This is a genomic window from Serratia sp. JSRIV001, assembly GCF_019968745.1.
GTDB classification, from domain to species: Bacteria; Pseudomonadota; Gammaproteobacteria; order Enterobacterales; family Enterobacteriaceae; genus Chania; species Chania fonticola_B.
The window spans coordinates 4,662,717-4,678,718 of record NZ_CP074147.1; the positions used below are offsets into that span (position 1 = coordinate 4,662,717).

14 protein-coding genes and 1 tRNA gene are annotated in these 16,002 nt (G+C 51.3%); 7 read left to right on the forward strand and 8 right to left on the reverse strand.

What is annotated here, in order from left to right; all coding sequences use genetic code 11:
* Positions 1 to 5 precede the first annotated feature (5 nt).
* Both KGP17_RS21590 and KGP17_RS21595 read right to left on the reverse strand, forming a co-directional pair.
* Positions 6 to 953, reverse strand: coding sequence for a hypothetical protein (locus KGP17_RS21590; protein ID WP_021806170.1), 948 nt, complete (start codon positions 951 to 953; stop codon positions 6 to 8).
* Positions 953 to 1,621 (reverse strand): DsbA family protein, encoded by a 669-nt coding sequence (locus KGP17_RS21595; RefSeq protein ID WP_059201681.1) that lies wholly within the window; start codon positions 1,619 to 1,621, stop codon positions 953 to 955. Before KGP17_RS21595 ends, KGP17_RS21590 begins: the two co-directional genes overlap by 1 nt.
* A 1,361-nt stretch (positions 1,622 to 2,982) precedes the next feature.
* Between KGP17_RS21595 and KGP17_RS21605 the strand changes: the two genes are divergently transcribed.
* The 3 genes from KGP17_RS21605 (at position 2,983) to KGP17_RS21615 (ending at position 7,642) form a co-directional block, all read left to right on the forward strand.
* Entirely contained in the window at positions 2,983 to 4,068 is a 1,086-nt protein-coding gene (locus KGP17_RS21605; RefSeq protein WP_059201682.1) for an efflux RND transporter periplasmic adaptor subunit, read from the forward strand.
* The gene (locus KGP17_RS21610; RefSeq protein ID WP_021806173.1) at positions 4,068 to 7,148 is read left to right on the forward strand and encodes an efflux RND transporter permease subunit; all 3,081 of its coding nucleotides are present in this window, start codon (positions 4,068 to 4,070) and stop codon (positions 7,146 to 7,148) included. The genes KGP17_RS21605 and KGP17_RS21610 overlap by 1 nt, the downstream gene beginning before the upstream one ends.
* Positions 7,149 to 7,267: 119 nt before the next feature.
* Positions 7,268 to 7,642, forward strand: a complete 375-nt coding sequence (locus KGP17_RS21615; RefSeq protein WP_021806174.1) for a lysozyme inhibitor LprI family protein — start codon at positions 7,268 to 7,270, stop codon at positions 7,640 to 7,642.
* A 41-nt stretch (positions 7,643 to 7,683) separates the two neighbouring features.
* Here the strand turns inward: KGP17_RS21615 and KGP17_RS21620 are convergent, their stop codons facing one another.
* Both KGP17_RS21620 and KGP17_RS21625 read right to left on the reverse strand, forming a co-directional pair.
* The gene (locus KGP17_RS21620) at positions 7,684 to 7,905 is read right to left on the reverse strand and encodes a hypothetical protein (protein ID WP_021179822.1); all 222 of its coding nucleotides are present in this window, start codon (positions 7,903 to 7,905) and stop codon (positions 7,684 to 7,686) included.
* Between the two features lie 193 nt (positions 7,906 to 8,098).
* A complete protein-coding gene (locus KGP17_RS21625) occupies positions 8,099 to 8,869 on the reverse strand; it encodes a hypothetical protein (protein WP_223498299.1) in 771 nt (256 codons plus the stop codon).
* A 220-nt stretch (positions 8,870 to 9,089) separates the two neighbouring features.
* On the opposite strand from KGP17_RS21625, the gene KGP17_RS21630 reads away from it, so the two are divergent.
* The 4 genes from KGP17_RS21630 to KGP17_RS21645 all read left to right on the forward strand — a co-directional run bounded on the left by KGP17_RS21630 (position 9,090) and on the right by KGP17_RS21645 (position 11,342).
* Positions 9,090 to 9,308 carry a hypothetical protein gene (locus KGP17_RS21630; RefSeq protein ID WP_021806176.1) on the forward strand — a complete coding sequence of 73 codons (219 nt, stop codon included), beginning with the start codon at positions 9,090 to 9,092 and terminating at the stop codon, positions 9,306 to 9,308.
* Between the two features lie 2 nt (positions 9,309 to 9,310).
* On the forward strand, positions 9,311 to 9,646 hold the full coding sequence (locus KGP17_RS21635; RefSeq protein ID WP_223498300.1) for a low molecular weight protein tyrosine phosphatase family protein: 336 nt from the start codon (positions 9,311 to 9,313) through the stop codon (positions 9,644 to 9,646).
* A 193-nt stretch (positions 9,647 to 9,839) separates the two neighbouring features.
* Positions 9,840 to 10,781, forward strand: a complete 942-nt coding sequence (locus KGP17_RS21640; protein WP_223498301.1) for a hypothetical protein — start codon at positions 9,840 to 9,842, stop codon at positions 10,779 to 10,781.
* Between the two features lie 48 nt (positions 10,782 to 10,829).
* The gene (locus KGP17_RS21645) at positions 10,830 to 11,342 is read left to right on the forward strand and encodes a DUF3828 domain-containing protein (protein ID WP_223498302.1); all 513 of its coding nucleotides are present in this window, start codon (positions 10,830 to 10,832) and stop codon (positions 11,340 to 11,342) included.
* Positions 11,343 to 11,345: 3 nt separating this feature from the next.
* Here KGP17_RS21645 and KGP17_RS21650 read toward each other — a convergent pair whose 3' ends face one another.
* The 4 genes from KGP17_RS21650 to prfB all read right to left on the reverse strand — a co-directional run bounded on the left by KGP17_RS21650 (position 11,346) and on the right by prfB (position 15,864).
* Complete coding sequence (locus tag KGP17_RS21650; RefSeq protein ID WP_223498303.1) at positions 11,346 to 12,746, reverse strand: HdeD family acid-resistance protein; 1,401 nt, start codon at positions 12,744 to 12,746, stop codon at positions 11,346 to 11,348.
* 262 nt (positions 12,747 to 13,008) lie between these two features.
* Positions 13,009 to 13,082: transfer RNA gene (locus KGP17_RS21655), tRNA-Gly, on the reverse strand.
* A 156-nt stretch (positions 13,083 to 13,238) separates the two neighbouring features.
* The gene (lysS, locus tag KGP17_RS21660; protein ID WP_021806189.1) at positions 13,239 to 14,756 is read right to left on the reverse strand and encodes a lysine--tRNA ligase; all 1,518 of its coding nucleotides are present in this window, start codon (positions 14,754 to 14,756) and stop codon (positions 13,239 to 13,241) included.
* Positions 14,757 to 14,765: 9 nt separating this feature from the next.
* Positions 14,766 to 15,864, reverse strand: a protein-coding gene (gene prfB, locus KGP17_RS21665) for a peptide chain release factor 2 (protein ID WP_098929871.1) whose coding sequence is annotated in 2 segments (ribosomal slippage) — positions 14,766 to 15,788 and positions 15,790 to 15,864 — 1,098 coding nt in all. Because the reading frame shifts where the segments join, the coding sequence is not laid out codon by codon here.
* Between the last annotated feature and the right edge of the window lie 138 nt (positions 15,865 to 16,002).

The following is a 16,002-nucleotide window of genomic DNA, read 5'->3' on the forward strand; positions in this document are numbered from 1 at the left end:
CCAGGTTATTCATTGATAAAAAATAACGAATGTGAGTGCCATAACAGCCAATCTTCAGGGTGCCTGACGATCGACGTTTCAATCAGTTCCGGCAGTTTGGCTTTCAGATTGCAGGCCGGTATCGGCGGATAGATGTGGATCTTTATTCCCTGATCGTAATACAGGTAATAAGAGACCACCTGTGCAGACAAGGCTCTGGCGATACGAATAACGCCGCTGTGCAGGTTGGCCGGGCGATCAAACAGGCGACAACTGAGCTTCGCCGTTTTCGCCTCATTGGCATTGACGGTGTAATCCGGCGAGATATCTGGGAAAATCATGATATTGCGTTGATGATCGGCCGCCGCCATAATCGCGCTAGTCAAATTGCCGGCAATCGCCCGGTTATCATCATGGATCGAGCAGTAAGACAGGTGAATTCCCGCTTGCTGTCGCGTTCTTTCCTGATAGACCTCCGCACTGGCAGAAACCACCACCGTTGCCTGCCCCGGAAACACCCCAGCTCCTACCATGCCAGCCAACACGTCAGAAACCATATGCAGCGGTGCAAGAACCACCGGTTGCCCTGCTCGGTGCAAGGGTTCGACAACTGCGTTGAGCTGTACCTGACAGTGTTCCAACTGGGCCAGGAGGTGAGCGTTACCGGCATAGGCAGCGGCCAGATCCAACAAACGACGACGCTGGCTGATCTTGGCAAAATCCACCTTGCGGTCATCCTTAATCAGGCATTGCTTATTGGCTGCGGCCACAAACGCACGCCTGCGCTCCCCCCGATTATTCAACCGCAGCCAGCGGCTAAGCGCCGCCAGCCCAAGAAACCAACGATAATCGCCATGCCGCAGCAACCAGCAAACGGTCTTGTGCTGTGTTCTGCGCAACGGTAAAAAACCCCGCGCGATTTTTGCGAGGGCATCTCTCCAGGCCAGATAAACCCACACGGCAAAGAAGCGCATTATTGCTCCAGCGGTTTATCATGCTGCAGCAACGACAGCAGGTGATCGGCAAATTCCGGGAAATCGCGATCCTGCAGTGCCAGCCACTTCTTGCTGACGATAAAGGTTGGGGTCGCGTTGATTTTGTAGTGATCGGATACCATGGTCATATAGCTCAGCAACTCTGCGACCTGCGGAGTTTGACTGGCTGCGTGATAAGCCGCGAGATCGATATCATTCTCCATCAACCAGCTATCAAGATTTTGGGGTTTACTCAGATCGCTTTGCTGTTTGATGACGGCGTTATAGGCACTTTCACGATGCTGAGCTTCAATACCCATCACCGTCAGGGTGGCAAATAATGGGGCGTAACTTGCCAGGCCATTGCTCTGCGCATTATTGAGATGCAGACGGATCAGTTTTGTCCCTGCTGGCATACGCGCTTCCAGCTTGGCAATATTCTCTTCGTTTATGGCACAGTAGTGGCAGCCGTAAGAGAATATCTCGACGAGGGTATTACCCTCTTTGATCGGGCTATTCTTGATCTCGTCATCGCTGACAGCAACCAGAGCTTGCTGTTCGATGCCCTGATTCAATACAAAATAGTGGAAATAGGCCGTCGTGATCAACGAGGAAATAACGATGATCGCCAAGGTATAAATGAGAAGCAGTAGGGGTTTTTTGAACATAAACCATACCTCCTAAAAAAGGTACACCAATGAGATCTTATAACGGAGGGATAGCCATTTTTATTTAGCACGTAGCGCCGTTGGCGAGCCAGCAGCCATCACATCCCTGTCCATCAATAAGCACCACTTTTCAAACAGGCCGATGCGAAAATCCTATCGCATCAGCCCAAATTTATATCCTGAAACTCAGGAAGAGCTTACGGCCGGCCTGCCGGGCAGTTGGCAGAATCAACAGAGGAGCTAGTCTGACTCACAATTCGGCCATTCTTATCCAGACAAGTTCTGACTACATAGCAAGCACCACCAGCGCCACCCACATACTCAACAGCACAGACTCTTTTACATTTACCACCAACAATTGTATCTGCTTCAAGTGTATTAACTTTTTTCACAACATCGTCCTTTTTATAAAAGTGAAACAAAAACAGCCCGAGTAACGCCTATCATCAGTGATAGAGCAATCCTACGCTTGATATAAAGGCACGATTAACCATACCTTTATTAAAGCGCATGAAATTACGTTAAGCTGAATTATTTCGCTCTATCAAAAGAACTCTAGCCCAAGGATAGCCCGACGTTTAAAGCAGATCAATAATAATTTTTGTGGCAATTGACCTATTGCAACCAAATCATAATGCCGCTAATACAGGATATTTCCCGTTAAAGAACAAGATTAAACACAATAAAAAAATACACCACTAGATATACCGTACCAAATAACAGCAATTAATAAAGGACAATTCCCTGAACGTGAAAATAACCCCACATCAAGAACGCAAGATATTAAAGAAAATCTAAACGGTATTACGAGGCGATAATCGGAGGGAGAAAGCAGAACAACTTGCATCATTGATAGCACAAGGTGTGCGGGACTGGGACTTTTATCATAGCCACCAACATAATTGCGGAAAATGATTTAGATCATAACCAAGAATCATCTTAATCCGTACCATCCTCGGCATCCTGCTACCGCGGATGCTGATTATCTGTTACCGATCATCTTAGCCGGGAAATCATTAGCGTTGATTGATTAGCCATAACCGAAACCGGGCCAACGGCATGAACTGAAGATAATTTACTCACGTTGGCAAACGGCATACTAAGCTTGAAGAGTCTACGAGTGGTTGAAACTGAAGGAAACAACATGGGTTGCGCACGCCCGCTAGCGGGTACCGGGAATCGCGTCAGGAGTGCGTGAAATCCCAGAGGGTTGTGTCCTACGGTCACAGTAGCAAGATTAAGTTCCCGCAGCAGCGTGAACCAAGGCCGGAGCTGGCCTAGACGAGCGGTAAGACGTGATGCATATGGTCAACGAGTTAACTCATCGCTCCCCCTAAAATCCGATCCTAAGAGATTGCATCGTGAATATAAAACTGGTTGCCGTTGTGCTTTGCACACTTTTTCTTACTGCCTGTGACAGAGAGACGCCTAAAGAACTCGAAAGCGTCCGTCCGGTGAATATCTTTGAAGTTAGCAACAGTGCCCAGCAAGGAGTACGCATCTTCCCAGCCAGGATTATCGCGGGTGACCGTACCGACCTGGCTTTTAAGCGCCCGGGGCAACTGCAACAATTGCTGGTACGCGAAGGGGAACGAGTCAACCAGGGGCAAGTGATTGCCGAGCTAAACAGTAATGACGCACGCCTGCGGCTACGTGATCGGCAGGCCACGTTCGATCTGGCGCAGGCGCAATTCAATCGTTTCGCCACCCTGAGTGCCCGCAATGTTATTCCCCGTGCCGAACTGGATGTTCATCGCGCAGCGCGTGATTCGGCCCAGGCCGCCTTGAAGTTGGCCAGGGAAGAAGTGAGCGATATGCAAATCCGAGCCCCCTTTACCGGTGTGATTGCCACGCTCACTGCCCGTAACTATCAAGTGATCCCGGCAGGCCAACCGATAGCGACCCTGAACTCGCTGGATTCGCTGGATGTGGTCTTCAGCATCCCCGAAAATCTGTTCATTGTGATTGATGAAAACAATGCACAGTACCAACCTATTGTTCTGTTGAACAACTTGCCGGGCCGCGAGTTTACCGCCCGCTATAAAGAACACACCACCAATACCACCGCGGGCTCATTGACCTATCAAATGACCCTGACCATGCCGCGCCCAAAAGATCTGCCAATGCTCTCGGGAATGAGCGGCAGCGTGAAAATCAATCTCGGTAATCTGGCCGGGGCTTCGCAGAAGACCAATGTCATTGTGCCCGTAGAAGCAATATTTAACCCAGATAACAGCCCACGCAATCAGCCCCACGTGTGGGTGATCAAGGAACGTGATGGCAAACTGTTTGTGGAATCTCGTCAGGTTGAAACCGGGCAACTGACCGCTAACGGAATACAGATCGTCTCCGGTCTGGCCGATGGTGAACGGATCGTCGCCGCCGGTACTCGCGAACTGCGCCCCAATCAGGAAGTGCGCGCCTGGGTCCGTGAGCGAGGTCTGTAATGAAACTGACAGAGAACTTTATCAACAACGGCACCCGAATCTGGCTGGCTATCCTGCTGCTAGGCATTGGCGGCGTGCTGGCGTTTCTCAACATCGGCAGGCTGGAGGATCCGGCCTTTACCATCAAGACTGCGGTGGTGGTCACCCGCTATGACGGCGCTTCGGCCCAGCAGGTGGAGGAAGAAGTCACCCTGCCGCTGGAAAATGCCATTCAGCAGTTGCCATATATCGACAACGTGACCTCCATCTCCAGCGTGGGGCTGTCGCAGATCACCATTAATATCCGTGCCGAATACGGAGCCGCCGAATTGCCGCAAATCTGGGATGTGCTGCGCCGGCGCATTGGCGATGCCGCGATACGGTTGCCGCCCGGTGCCAGCCCACCTATAGTGAACGATGATTTTGGCGATGTGTACGGCTTCTTCTTCTCGCTGTATGGCGACGGCTTTAGCAATCAGGAGCTGCGCAACTTTGCCGAGCTGTTACGCCGTGAGTTAGTGGTGGTGCCAGGCGTGGGCAAGGTGGGGATTGTCGGGGTGATCCCGGAAGAAGTACAGATTGAGATTTCCCGCGCCCAGATGACCGCCGCCAATATTATCCCACAGCGGCTTTACGATCTGTTGAGCCGGCAGAACGTGGTGTCCAACGCCGGGGATCTGTTGGTAGGCAGCGAGTCGATCAGGCTGCATCCCACCGGGGAATTTGCCAGCGTGCAAGAGTTGGGTAACCTGCTGATTAGCGAGCCGGGTAGCCCGCGCAGCGTTTACCTGCGCGATATCGCCACTATCAGCCAGGGCGTAACCCACTCCCCCAATAATATCTACCGTGCCAACGGGCGGCCTGCGCTCTCCATCGGCGTATCCTTTGCCCCGAATGTGAACGTGATTGTGGTGGGCGAAGCTGTCAAGGCCCGGTTGGCCCAACTGCAAGCCGAACGCCCCGCCGGGATGGATATCAGCGTTTTCTACGATCAGTCCCATGAAGTAGAAGGCGCGGTGAACGGCTTTATCATGAACTTTTTGCTGGCGCTGCTGATCGTGGTCGGCACCCTGCTGATCTTTATGGGGGTGCGCAGCGGGCTGGTGATCGCCGCCTCGCTGGCGCTGAACGTGCTTGGCACCCTGCTGATCATGAAGCTGTTCAACATTGAGCTGCAGCGCGTTTCGCTCGGGGCGTTGGTGATCGCCTTAAGTATGTTGGTGGATAACGCCATTGTGATCGTCGAGGGCGTGCTGGTTGGGCGGCAACAGGGTGAGAAAACCCTGCAGGCCATTAATAACGTGGTCAAACGCACCATGTTCCCGCTACTGGGGGCGACGGTGATTGCCATTCTGGCGTTTGCACCGATCGGCTTATCCAACGATGCCACCGGGGAATACTGTAAGTCACTGTTCCAGGTGCTGCTGATCTCCCTGATGCTGAGCTGGTTCACCGCCTTGACCCTGACGCCGGTATTCACCAAATGGGCGTTTGAAAAACAGAAAATGGCCGAGCCAAAACCCGATGAGCCGGTCAAGTCGCCTTATGACGGTTGGCTGTTCCGCGTCTATCGCAATCTGTTGGGCAAACTGCTGCGCCAGCGCACCATTACGCTGGGGGTGCTGGCCGCGTTGATGGTTGTCTCGGTGATCGGTTTTGGTAACGTGCGCCAAAGCTTCTTCCCACCGTCCAATACGCCGATCTTCTTCGTCGATCTCTGGCTGCCCTATGGCACCGATATCGCCTACACCGAAAAGATAGCCGCCGAGATCGAGCAGCATATCCAGGCGCAAGAAGGCGTCAGCGATACCATGGTCACCATCGGCCAGGGTGCGATGCGCTTTATGCTCACCTACAACGCGCAGCGGCAATATTCCAACTATGCACAGATCATGGTACGAGCCAAACAGCTCAACCAGATCCCCGGTATGATCGGCCAAATAGAGGGCTACGTACGCAACAATTTCCCTCAGGTGAACGCCCAGGCCAAGCGCATCATGTTCGGGCCTTCGAATAACAGTTCCATCGAAGCACGCTTTATCGGCCCGGATCCTAACGTGCTGCGAACGCTGGCGGCCAAGGCAGAAACTATCGCCAGCGCCGACCCCAATGCCGACGGCGTGATGCACGATTGGCAACAACGCAGCAAGGTCATTCGCCCGCAGTTCTCGGATTATCTTGGCCGTGAATTAGGGGTGGATAAACGTGAAATCGACAGTGCACTGCGCATGAGTTTTGGCGGGATCGCCGTTGGCCTATATCGTGATGGCACGCGGTTAATGCCGATTGTGTTAAGAACGCCGGACTCGGAGCGTCTGAATGCGGAACGGCTGAATGACGTGATGATCTGGAGCCAGGCACGGCAGGCGTTTATTCCTATCGACAACGTGGTTAACGGCTTTACTACCGAGTGGGAAGATCCGCTGATCATGCGCCGGGATCGCAAACGCACCCTGACGGTTCAGGCCGATCCTAGCTCCCAGAGCGGTGAAACCTCTGCCGAACTGTTGCAACGCATCAAACCGGATATTGATGCCATCCCATTACCGCGCGGCTATGAACTGAATTGGGGCGGCGACTATGAAAGTACCAAGGAAGCCCAGGCAGGGTTGTTCACCAGCCTGCCGGTAGCCTTTGTGATTATGTTCATCATCACCGTGCTGATGTTCAGCTCACTAAAAAATGCCGTCGCCATCTGGTTGACCATTCCGCTAGCGTTGATTGGGGTAACCGTGGGCTTCCTGCTAACCGGTATTCCGTTTGGCTTTATGGCGCTGATTGGCCTGTTGAGTTTAAGCGGGATGTTGATACGTAACGGCATTGTGCTGGTAGAGGAGATCGGGTTACAGCGGCAGGAAAAACCGATCCTGGAGGCCATCATCGATGCCTCTACCTCACGCTTGCGCCCTATCCTGCTGACGGCCTTTACCACCGTACTCGGCCTGGCCCCACTGCTTAGCGATGCCTTCTTCCAAAGCATGGCGGTGGTGATCATGTTCGGCCTGGGCTTTGCTACCGTGCTGACGCTGTTGGTGCTGCCGGTGATCTACAGCTGTATGAACTCCGATAAGCAAAAGGTCACACCGCAAACCGAGGCTTGAGACTTAACTAAGGGCACCGCATACGCCCGGTTGAATATTTGTCTTCAATCGGGCTATTGCAAAATGCGGCATTGGTTTACTGTGTAGCCAGTTCAAAACCAAACACGGAGAAGTGCAAAGTGATTAAAGAAACAATCTTGGGATGTTCGCTGCTGTTGGTCTCTGCCACTACGTTGGCCGGTGGTTGTGACAGCCCGCGCACCCCTTATGACGTGACCTACTGCGCGGCATTGGAGATGGTGCAACTGGATCAAGAGATCAATGTGCAATACAAGAAGGTGATGGGGTTGCTGACCCAACCGCAAAAGCAGACGCTGAAGCAGTCGCAGATCGAATGGCTGAAAAATCGGGACAGTCAATGTAGCGACGATTCCATGATCAATGTCGCCTGCTCAAACAAGACCATGCAAAGCCGTATCGATTTTCTGAAAAGCGTAGAGCGGGAATGTAAAAGTACCGGCTGTGACAGCAAAAAACTGGCTCAACAGCAGTAACAGGATCGGGGCGCCTATGCTGCGCCCCGACTAAAAAATCACTATTTGGTTAACGCGATAATACCCAATGTCAGGCCAGCGACCGCTGCCGCCCCGCCTGCAATCGCCCCGGCGGTTTCCCAGTTATCCTGGGTGGTGCCTTTCATACAGGTATTAGTATGAACCAGACGGCCTTGGTCGTCATAGACCGGTACGCAAGGCGACTCAGTAGCACACCCGGACAGTAAAACGGCCAGCAGGCCCGCTGCAATAAACTTACTCATACTCACACCTCGGCGTTCAACAGCCAAAAAAACATCAAAATGAATGAAAATCGCGCCACTGTACCACCGATGCCTATCGCGATGGATCCGGAATAGTCGCAAAATGTGTGGGGGTGAAACAATTAAAGCCGTCAGGATCGCTGTTTCTACTTGAGCATCTGGATTTACTGAACAAGCATATCGATCGCATAAGTTAAGGCTTACAGGTATTTTTTCGCCGCATGTCATCGATCAACGCTTCTGCTTGCGATTTTGACAGCTTACCGAATACTTTCTGCATACTCTCACAAGTGGGTAACTCACTTGCTCTATTAGCAGAAGGGGGACTATAGAAGCTCACAATCCCGGCACCGAGCACCATCAACACAGGAATGACAAACTGAAACAGCTTAAGTTTGCTGTAGGGCATCTTCCACCGACGCGTTGCATCATAGCCCTCAAGGGATACCAAGCTGCCATAAGGTATGAGGCAGGCCGAGGTTCGTTGCATGCCGTAATCTTTTTCTGCCCGCTCCCACAGATTAGCCGGGATCACCAGGAATCTCAGCGTATCGTCGAGCGCACCTTGAAAGAATAGCCGGAACACATAGCGGCTTCTCATGAGCGTTTGCAATCTTTCCAAATCGGCGTCAAACATTTCACTGCCCAATTCGGAACAGTTAAACAGGTGCTCTCGCCCCGCAAAGCGAACGGTTGCCACTTCATAATCATCGTCAAACTCGACAGCCAAAACGTCTGGCCCCAAATATTCCGCCAAGTATTCGAGAAATGCGCCCATCCCCTCTTTCCAATCCAACGCGATATCAAACACACGGCTAAAAACGTCCAGATAGTCATCCTCAGGTCCATAACCACTGAGAATGTTTGGATGACGTGCGATAAGCGTTGCCTGCATCTCACGCACCTTGGTTTGCTTCGGGTTCTCGAAGAGCGAACTGAACTCTTCCCAGGTTGGCTTGTTCAATGGGAAACCTCCTTGTCGTTTTATTCTGGCCCTCACTCTACCAGCACAATGGCTGAGGGAGCCAAGCAAAATCAGTTCGCTCGATTTCAACCAGGGGGCTCAAGACGATTTATTGTTTATAGCCGAAATGTTAGCATTACCGGGCGGCATAAGATGCTGCTGCACCACCTCTCGTATTATCGCGGCTGCTGAACCCCGATAACACCGATGAGGCATTAACATGACTGACATACGTGGCCGGGCCTGGCGCCTGGTAAATAACAAACGCAACAAACACCGTGAGATGGGGGATTTTCAACCCAAGTTCACCAAAGAGAAAAAGTGGAAAATGCTCTATACCCGCTCACATAAAGTGACCCGGGCGAGGCAACTAGGCATTGAATACCCACAAGTATCCCGCGCCGTAGCCCGGCGTAACTCACTTGATGAGATTGATTAACCATGAATGTGCTGTTTGTCTGTAGCCGTAACCAATGGCGCAGCCCTACCGCAGAACGCATATGGCAACGGACTCCCGGCCTGACCACCAGGTCGGCCGGGACCAGCCGTAATGCCAAAAAAACGGTAACGCCGGAGTTATTGCGCTGGGCAGATATGATTTTTGTCATGGAGCAAAAGCACAAGAGCCGGTTGGTTGCCGAGTATCAGCGCCTGTTGGAACACAAACCGCTGCACGTTCTCGATATCCCCGATGACTATCAATATATGGATCCTGAGCTTATCACCCTGCTCGAACAATTTGCCGAGCCGTTCCTATCGCCTTTCATCCTGAAATAATCTTGTCGGGCACATGCCCTCGAAAGCGGTGTTCTCCCTTGCAGCGAGCGGTTTATCTTAAGCAGAAAATAGTCCCTGAGTCTGGTAATCTACCAGGCTTGAGTTCTTGGGTTTTAAGCCTTCCGGCTAACTAGCTAGGGTACAGTAAGACACTAATTCAGGATTATGTGATTGATTATAGGGATATAAAAGTATGATTACCGAACATACCGCGTTTTTCGCCAGCCCCTCCAAGCGATGTGATGATGTGTCTGCCATCGAGCGTAGAATAGCGACAAAGACGCTCTACTTATTGCTTTCTCCCGTTTTCACACTTGTTTTCATTGCATCTCTGGCTACGCCAACCCTATTTTTTATCGAGGGTGACACCTTTCTACTTGGTGTTTTATTTTTATTGATCCTTCTCCCCCTGAATTATTTATTCTTTAAAAGAATTAGCGACAACTTAAAATTAAAGCATGGAGAGGTGTACTTTAACGTCACCTCTCAAGGTGTTTTCTATACGCGATACAACGATCTTTCAGGCGGTGTAAGTCATTATCAGCTACTATGGCCAGAAGTCACAGGTTCGTTAGAAGACGGCACCAAGGCCACGATTGGCTTTCGTAATACGGGCTATAAAAATAATACTAAAAACCTGATTATCTACACCCAAACCCAATCCGGTGAAACGAAAGAAAATTTAATCCCGGTGCATGAAATAAAGAAATTCAAGCATCACTGGGAGATTACACGTGCAATACTGATGCAGATTGCCTCTCTACAACGGCCCGAACTGGTGATTTCTGAGGAGGTTTTCTATGACTTCAATATTAACCCCTCGACGTTTGAGTTTCAGAAGAAAAGCCGACGAAGAAGGCTGGCAAATTTCGTTGGGATCACTATATCACTTATCCTCATTTTCGGGGCTTTGTATAGTGCATCTATAGGGCTTACAACGATTGAAGTGAGTGGCTTCTGGTTTGTGTTGTCTCTGGTGGTTTTGTTCTTGGTTATGATATTAATCATCGCGTTCACCGTGGTGATCTTTGAGCGCATCCCTTTCTTTAGGAATAGTTTTCCAGCGTATACCTTGGTTTCGTACAGGGCTGAACAAGAACGACCAAGCGTTGCCATCAAGGTGAGCACACCGTAGTATGGGCCGTTGATTTAAGGGATAGAGAACGATTAAGGAATTGTAACCATGCGCATTTTTGCTTTGCTCTGTTTCTCTCTGCTTTCGTTTGCTGCACTTACGCAGCCCGCATCGGCCATTGAAAATCCCAGTAACTTTATAGCACGGATCTATGCCACCTATGGCCATGATGATGTTTCAAACGCATTCATCGGCGAAACGGGCCCGAAACGGATTGCGTCAAAGCAATTCCTCGCGGTGTTGGAAGAGGATCAGGCGCTAACCTTACCGGGCGATATAGGCTATCTTGACGCCGACCCGATCTGCCAGTGTCAGGATTATCAGAACCTGGTGGTGACGGATATCAATATTCTCTCGAACGATAATAAACAATCGCATGCCGCAGTCACTTTTCGCGCTTTTAGTGATAACAGTCTCACGACTACCACCACGTTTGATTTAGTGGCTGAGAATGAGCAGTGGTTTATTGACGATATTTTTGATGCCAATCAGCACAGTGTTCGTAATGCTATTGATGCAAATAATAAAGCCCTGCGTATAAAAGGGGAAACATTACCATAATCGCTACTTGCCTTTGTCATTTGAGGGCTCACTGCGAACATTTGACGCTATCGTGCCCTGCGCTTTTTCATCACGCCATTGCTTGCGCAAAGATAACATTTTCTCCAGGGCTCGTCGTATGGTGGTTATCCAACCGGCCGGCCGGGGATCCGCCAACATGCTCAATGCACGTGCATAGTCAAGCATCAGCCCTGGTGTCCAGGCCATCGTTTTTGCGCGTTTACGTATTTGTACCGCCACCCACAATTCCGGCGTCGTGAGAATTTTACTCAACACCCACCAGTGGCCACGTTGTCCCCATATCTTACTCACTACGCCTTCCAGCGCTGCTTCAAGACCCCGCGCCACACTGCTTGAGCAGTTACGATGCGTGAGATTATACGTATTGTCTTCACGATAAACTTCCCAGAACCGTTTCAGACGTTCAGCATCGTAGTTCCTGATCCGCACACGCTGGGTTGAAGGACACCATGCCCCTGACTCTGTCACATAATCCGGTTGGAATTTCCCTTCAACATTATTGTCTGCGGTTGCCCGCAGCAAACGGGAAAATTGATCTGGCGACCGGTCAATATCGACCGCTGGATACAAACTGATATAAATACCTTCCGGAGATTCAAGTGCAGCATGGCCAGTGGAAATCACCCCATTTTTATCCACCGCAGCAATATAACGATCAATAACAGGATGAGGCACCGTTTCACTCTTCGAGGATCCCACTGGAGTCCAGACATGTATGGTCAGTGCAGGTTCATCATCAGCCGGAGGGCCTTCCCATTCAGTCACCAAAGGCGTGGTTACTACACTACTGGCTTCCTCAGCGGCCTTATTACCCAAAACCGCGGGGTTGACCTCCAGCTTTTTGACGCGCATCGCCAGCATAACCATATTCCACCCACCAAACATCAACCCAAGACCTAAACAATAAGGCACGGTGCCGACATAATGGGTCGGGTAGGGCTGAAAGAAGAAAATAGCTAACATCACTTCCAATACACCGCCAGCCACTACCAACTTCCAGTTTTTATAGCGCACGACCCCAGCGGAGACAATTTGCAATAACCCATCGGCCAAAAACAACGTGCCAAAAATCATCGATAAAATAAAATGGCCATGGTGTTGTCCACTCAAGATCAATATCGCGGCCAGGGAAAATGCGCCTCCTTTCACATAACGCAAGGTACGTTGTCCGCCGATGCCGGTATGCGCGACCATCAGCGTTGCCAGTCCCTCGATCAGCAACAGGAAAGCAAAGGGATGCAAAGGGAAATAAATCGCGTTATCCAACGCATCGATGAAAACGATTAAGCCCGCTAACACGCCTAACCAACCGGCAATCATCAACCCTCGCCAGCGGTTACGTAAATAATCTACCCCAAGTAAAATCATTACCAACCGAACCATGCCTTATCCCCTCTCATTGTAAGGCGGTTTGTCAGATCTACGCAGAAGTGGTTTTCCAAGATGGCATGAGTATAGTTTCCACCGCTGAAATCACGCAATTTGTATAGTTTCAAACTGCATAGGTGTAACTAAACACATTTCTATAGAAGATAGTGGTTTGATTGGGGAAACACGGGTTGAACCAAGTTGATATGGAAAATGATAAAAACGCTATTAAATCAGAGAGTAGTTGAATTTAGTGGAGTTCGGAGTGACTTGAGATTGGAGCGGGTGAAGGGAATCGAACCCTCGTATGCAGCTTGGGAAGCTGCCGTTCTACCATTGAACTACACCCGCTTAGGTGTGCGACTGGCATTATAACCGGTTATGCGCGCCGGGCAAGCGAAGATAACGCATAACTGCCGATGTTTTAAGCGGTTAGCAACAACCGGTTCTCTTCGGGCGAAAAAAACCGGCACAGTCGCCTGCACCGGCTTAATCACTTAGCTAACGTTACTTGCTCGGGCGCATGGCCGGGAACAGGATCACGTCGCGGATGGTGTGGCTGTTGGTCAACAGCATCACCATACGGTCGATACCGATGCCCAGGCCCGCGGTTGGCGGCAGGCCATGTTCCAGCGCGGTGACGTAGTCTTCGTCGTAGAACATCGCTTCGTCGTCACCAGCATCCTTCGCGCTAACCTGATCGGCAAAACGCTGCGCCTGATCTTCTGCGTCGTTCAGCTCTGAGAAGCCGTTACCGATTTCACGCCCGCCGATAAAGAATTCGAAACGGTCGGTGATTTCCGGGTTCTCGTCGTTACGACGTGCCAGCGGAGAAACCTCTGCCGGGTACTCGGTGATGAAGGTTGGCTGGATCAGATGGCTTTCTGCGGTCTCTTCGAAGATCTCGGTAACCACGCGACCCAGACCCCAGCTCTTCTCAACCTTGATGCCGATGGATTCGGCAATCGCTACCGCGCTAGCCATCTCGTTCAGATCGTCGAGGTTGGTTTCCGGGCGGTATTTCTTGATCGCTTCACGCATGGTCAGCTTTTCAAACGGCTTGCCGAAGTCGAACACCTCATCACCATAAGGCACCTTGACGTCACCCAACACGTCCTGCGCCAGCGTACGGAACAGCGACTCGGTCAGCTCAATCAGGTCTTTGTAATCCGCATACGCCATATAGAGTTCCATCATGGTGAACTCTGGGTTATGACGCGGGGAAACGCCTTCGTTGCGGAAGTTACGGTTGATCTCGAACACGCGCTCGAAGCCACCTACCACCAGGCGCTTCAGATACAGCTCTGGCGCGATACGCAGGTACATGTCGATGTCCAACGCGTTGTGGTGCGTGACGAACGGACGAGCAGAAGCACCGCCAGGGATCACCTGCATCATCGGGGTTTCGACTTCCATAAAGCCTCGACCCACCATGAAGTTACGGATCGCCGCCATCACCTGCGAACGGATCTTGAAGGTGTTGCGGGATTCTTCGTTGGCGATCAGATCCAGATAACGCTGGCGATAACGGGTTTCCTGATCGGCCAGGCCGTGGAACTTGTCTGGCAGCGGACGCAGTGCTTTGGTCAGCAGACGCAGCTCGGTACAGTGGATAGACAGTTCGCCAGTTTTGGTCTTGAACAGCTTACCGCGTGCGCCGAGGATATCGCCCAGGTCCCATTTCTTGAACTGCTCGTTGTAAACACCTTCAGGCAGATCGTCGCGTGCGACGTAGAGCTGAATGCGGCCACCCACGTCCTGCAGCGTCACGAAGGAGGCTTTACCCATGATACGGCGGGTCATCATACGGCCAGCTACGGTCACTTCGATACCCAGTGATTCCAGCTCTTCGTTTTCTTTGCTGCCGTATTCGGCATGCAGTTTGTCGGAGGTGGTATCACGACGGAAGTCGTTCGGGAACGCAATGCCGTTCTCGCGCAGCGCGGCCAATTTTTCACGGCGTGACTGCAGCTCGTTGTTGAGATCCAACGCCTGTTCGGCGCCTTGTGCTTGTTGCTCAGACATTTCTGTTCCTCATAACCCGGCTTTCAAACTTGCCTCAATGAATTTATCCAGGTCGCCATCCAGTACGGCCTGCGTATTACGTGTTTCGACGTTGGTGCGCAAATCCTTGATGCGGGAGTCATCCAGCACGTAAGAACGGATTTGGCTGCCCCAGCCGATATCGGACTTGTTGTCTTCCAGCATTTGCTTGTCAGCATTTTTCTTTTGCATCTCGTATTCATACAGCTTGGCGCGCAGCTGTTTGAATGCCTGATCCTTGTTCTTATGCTGAGAGCGATCGTTCTGGCACTGCACCACAATATTGGTTGGCAAGTGGGTAATACGCACCGCCGACTCGGTTTTGTTAACGTGCTGACCACCAGCACCGGAGGCGCGGTAAACGTCAATGCGCAGATCGGCCGGGTTGATTTCGATATCGATATCGTCATCCACTTCCGGATAGATAAATACGGAACTGAAGGAGGTATGGCGACGGCCACCGGAATCGAATGGGCTCTTGCGTACCAGGCGATGCACGCCGGTTTCAGTACGTAACCAGCCAAACGCGTAGTCGCCGATAATCTTGATGGTTGCCGACTTCAGGCCCGCGACGTCGCCGTCGGACTCTTCAATCACTTCCGTTTTAAAGCCTTTGGATTCCGCCCAACGCAGGTACATGCGCAGCAGCATGCTAGCCCAGTCCTGCGCTTCGGTGCCGCCGGAGCCTGCCTGGATATCCAGATAGCAGTCCGCGCTGTCGTATTCACCAGAGAACATACGACGGAATTCTAATTGTTCCAGCTTGGCGCTCAGTTGATCGAGCTCAACCACGGTCTCGTTGAAGGTGTCTTCGTCTTCCGCCTCAACCGCCAGTTCCAGCAGGCCAGTGACGTCTTCACAGCCCTGTTCCAGCTGATCGATGGTTTCGACAATGGCTTCCAGCGACGAGCGCTCTTTGCCTAATGCCTGTGCGCGTTCAGGTTCGTTCCAAACGTCCGGCTGTTCCAGCTCGGCGTTAACTTCTTCTAGGCGTTCTTTCTTGGCATCATAGTCAAAGATACCCCCTGAGAACGGCTGTCCGCTCGGACACATCCTGAATGCGGTTTTTTACCGGATTAATTTCAAACATGATTTTTTGTGTTCTTACGTTGATGTCGTCGATGGCGAAATGCCATTGGAACCGGTAATTCTAGCGGATCCAGCGGCCAGTTTATAGCGAGTTGGTCAGTTTTTGTGGGGGATCAACGTTCAGATGCAAGAATCAACA

Excerpts from the sequence above, each read along its gene's own strand:
- KGP17_RS21620 (WP_021179822.1), bottom strand. The coding sequence starts at position 7,905 with ATGAGTAAGTTTATTGCAGCGGGCCTGCTGGCCGTTTTACTGTCCGGG.
- KGP17_RS21610 (WP_021806173.1), top strand. The coding sequence starts at position 4,068 with ATGAAACTGACAGAGAACTTTATCAACAACGGCACCCGAATCTGGCTG.
- KGP17_RS21640 (WP_223498301.1), top strand. The coding sequence starts at position 9,840 with ATGATTACCGAACATACCGCGTTTTTCGCCAGCCCCTCCAAGCGATGT.
- KGP17_RS21595 (WP_059201681.1), bottom strand. The coding sequence starts at position 1,621 with ATGTTCAAAAAACCCCTACTGCTTCTCATTTATACCTTGGCGATCATC.
- KGP17_RS21630 (WP_021806176.1), top strand. The coding sequence starts at position 9,090 with ATGACTGACATACGTGGCCGGGCCTGGCGCCTGGTAAATAACAAACGC.
- KGP17_RS21645 (WP_223498302.1), top strand. The coding sequence starts at position 10,830 with ATGCGCATTTTTGCTTTGCTCTGTTTCTCTCTGCTTTCGTTTGCTGCA.
- KGP17_RS21590 (WP_021806170.1), bottom strand. The coding sequence starts at position 953 with ATGCGCTTCTTTGCCGTGTGGGTTTATCTGGCCTGGAGAGATGCCCTC.
- KGP17_RS21650 (WP_223498303.1), bottom strand. The coding sequence starts at position 12,746 with ATGGTTCGGTTGGTAATGATTTTACTTGGGGTAGATTATTTACGTAAC.
- lysS (WP_021806189.1), bottom strand. The coding sequence starts at position 14,756 with ATGTCTGAGCAACAAGCACAAGGCGCCGAACAGGCGTTGGATCTCAAC.
- KGP17_RS21635 (WP_223498300.1), top strand. The coding sequence starts at position 9,311 with ATGAATGTGCTGTTTGTCTGTAGCCGTAACCAATGGCGCAGCCCTACC.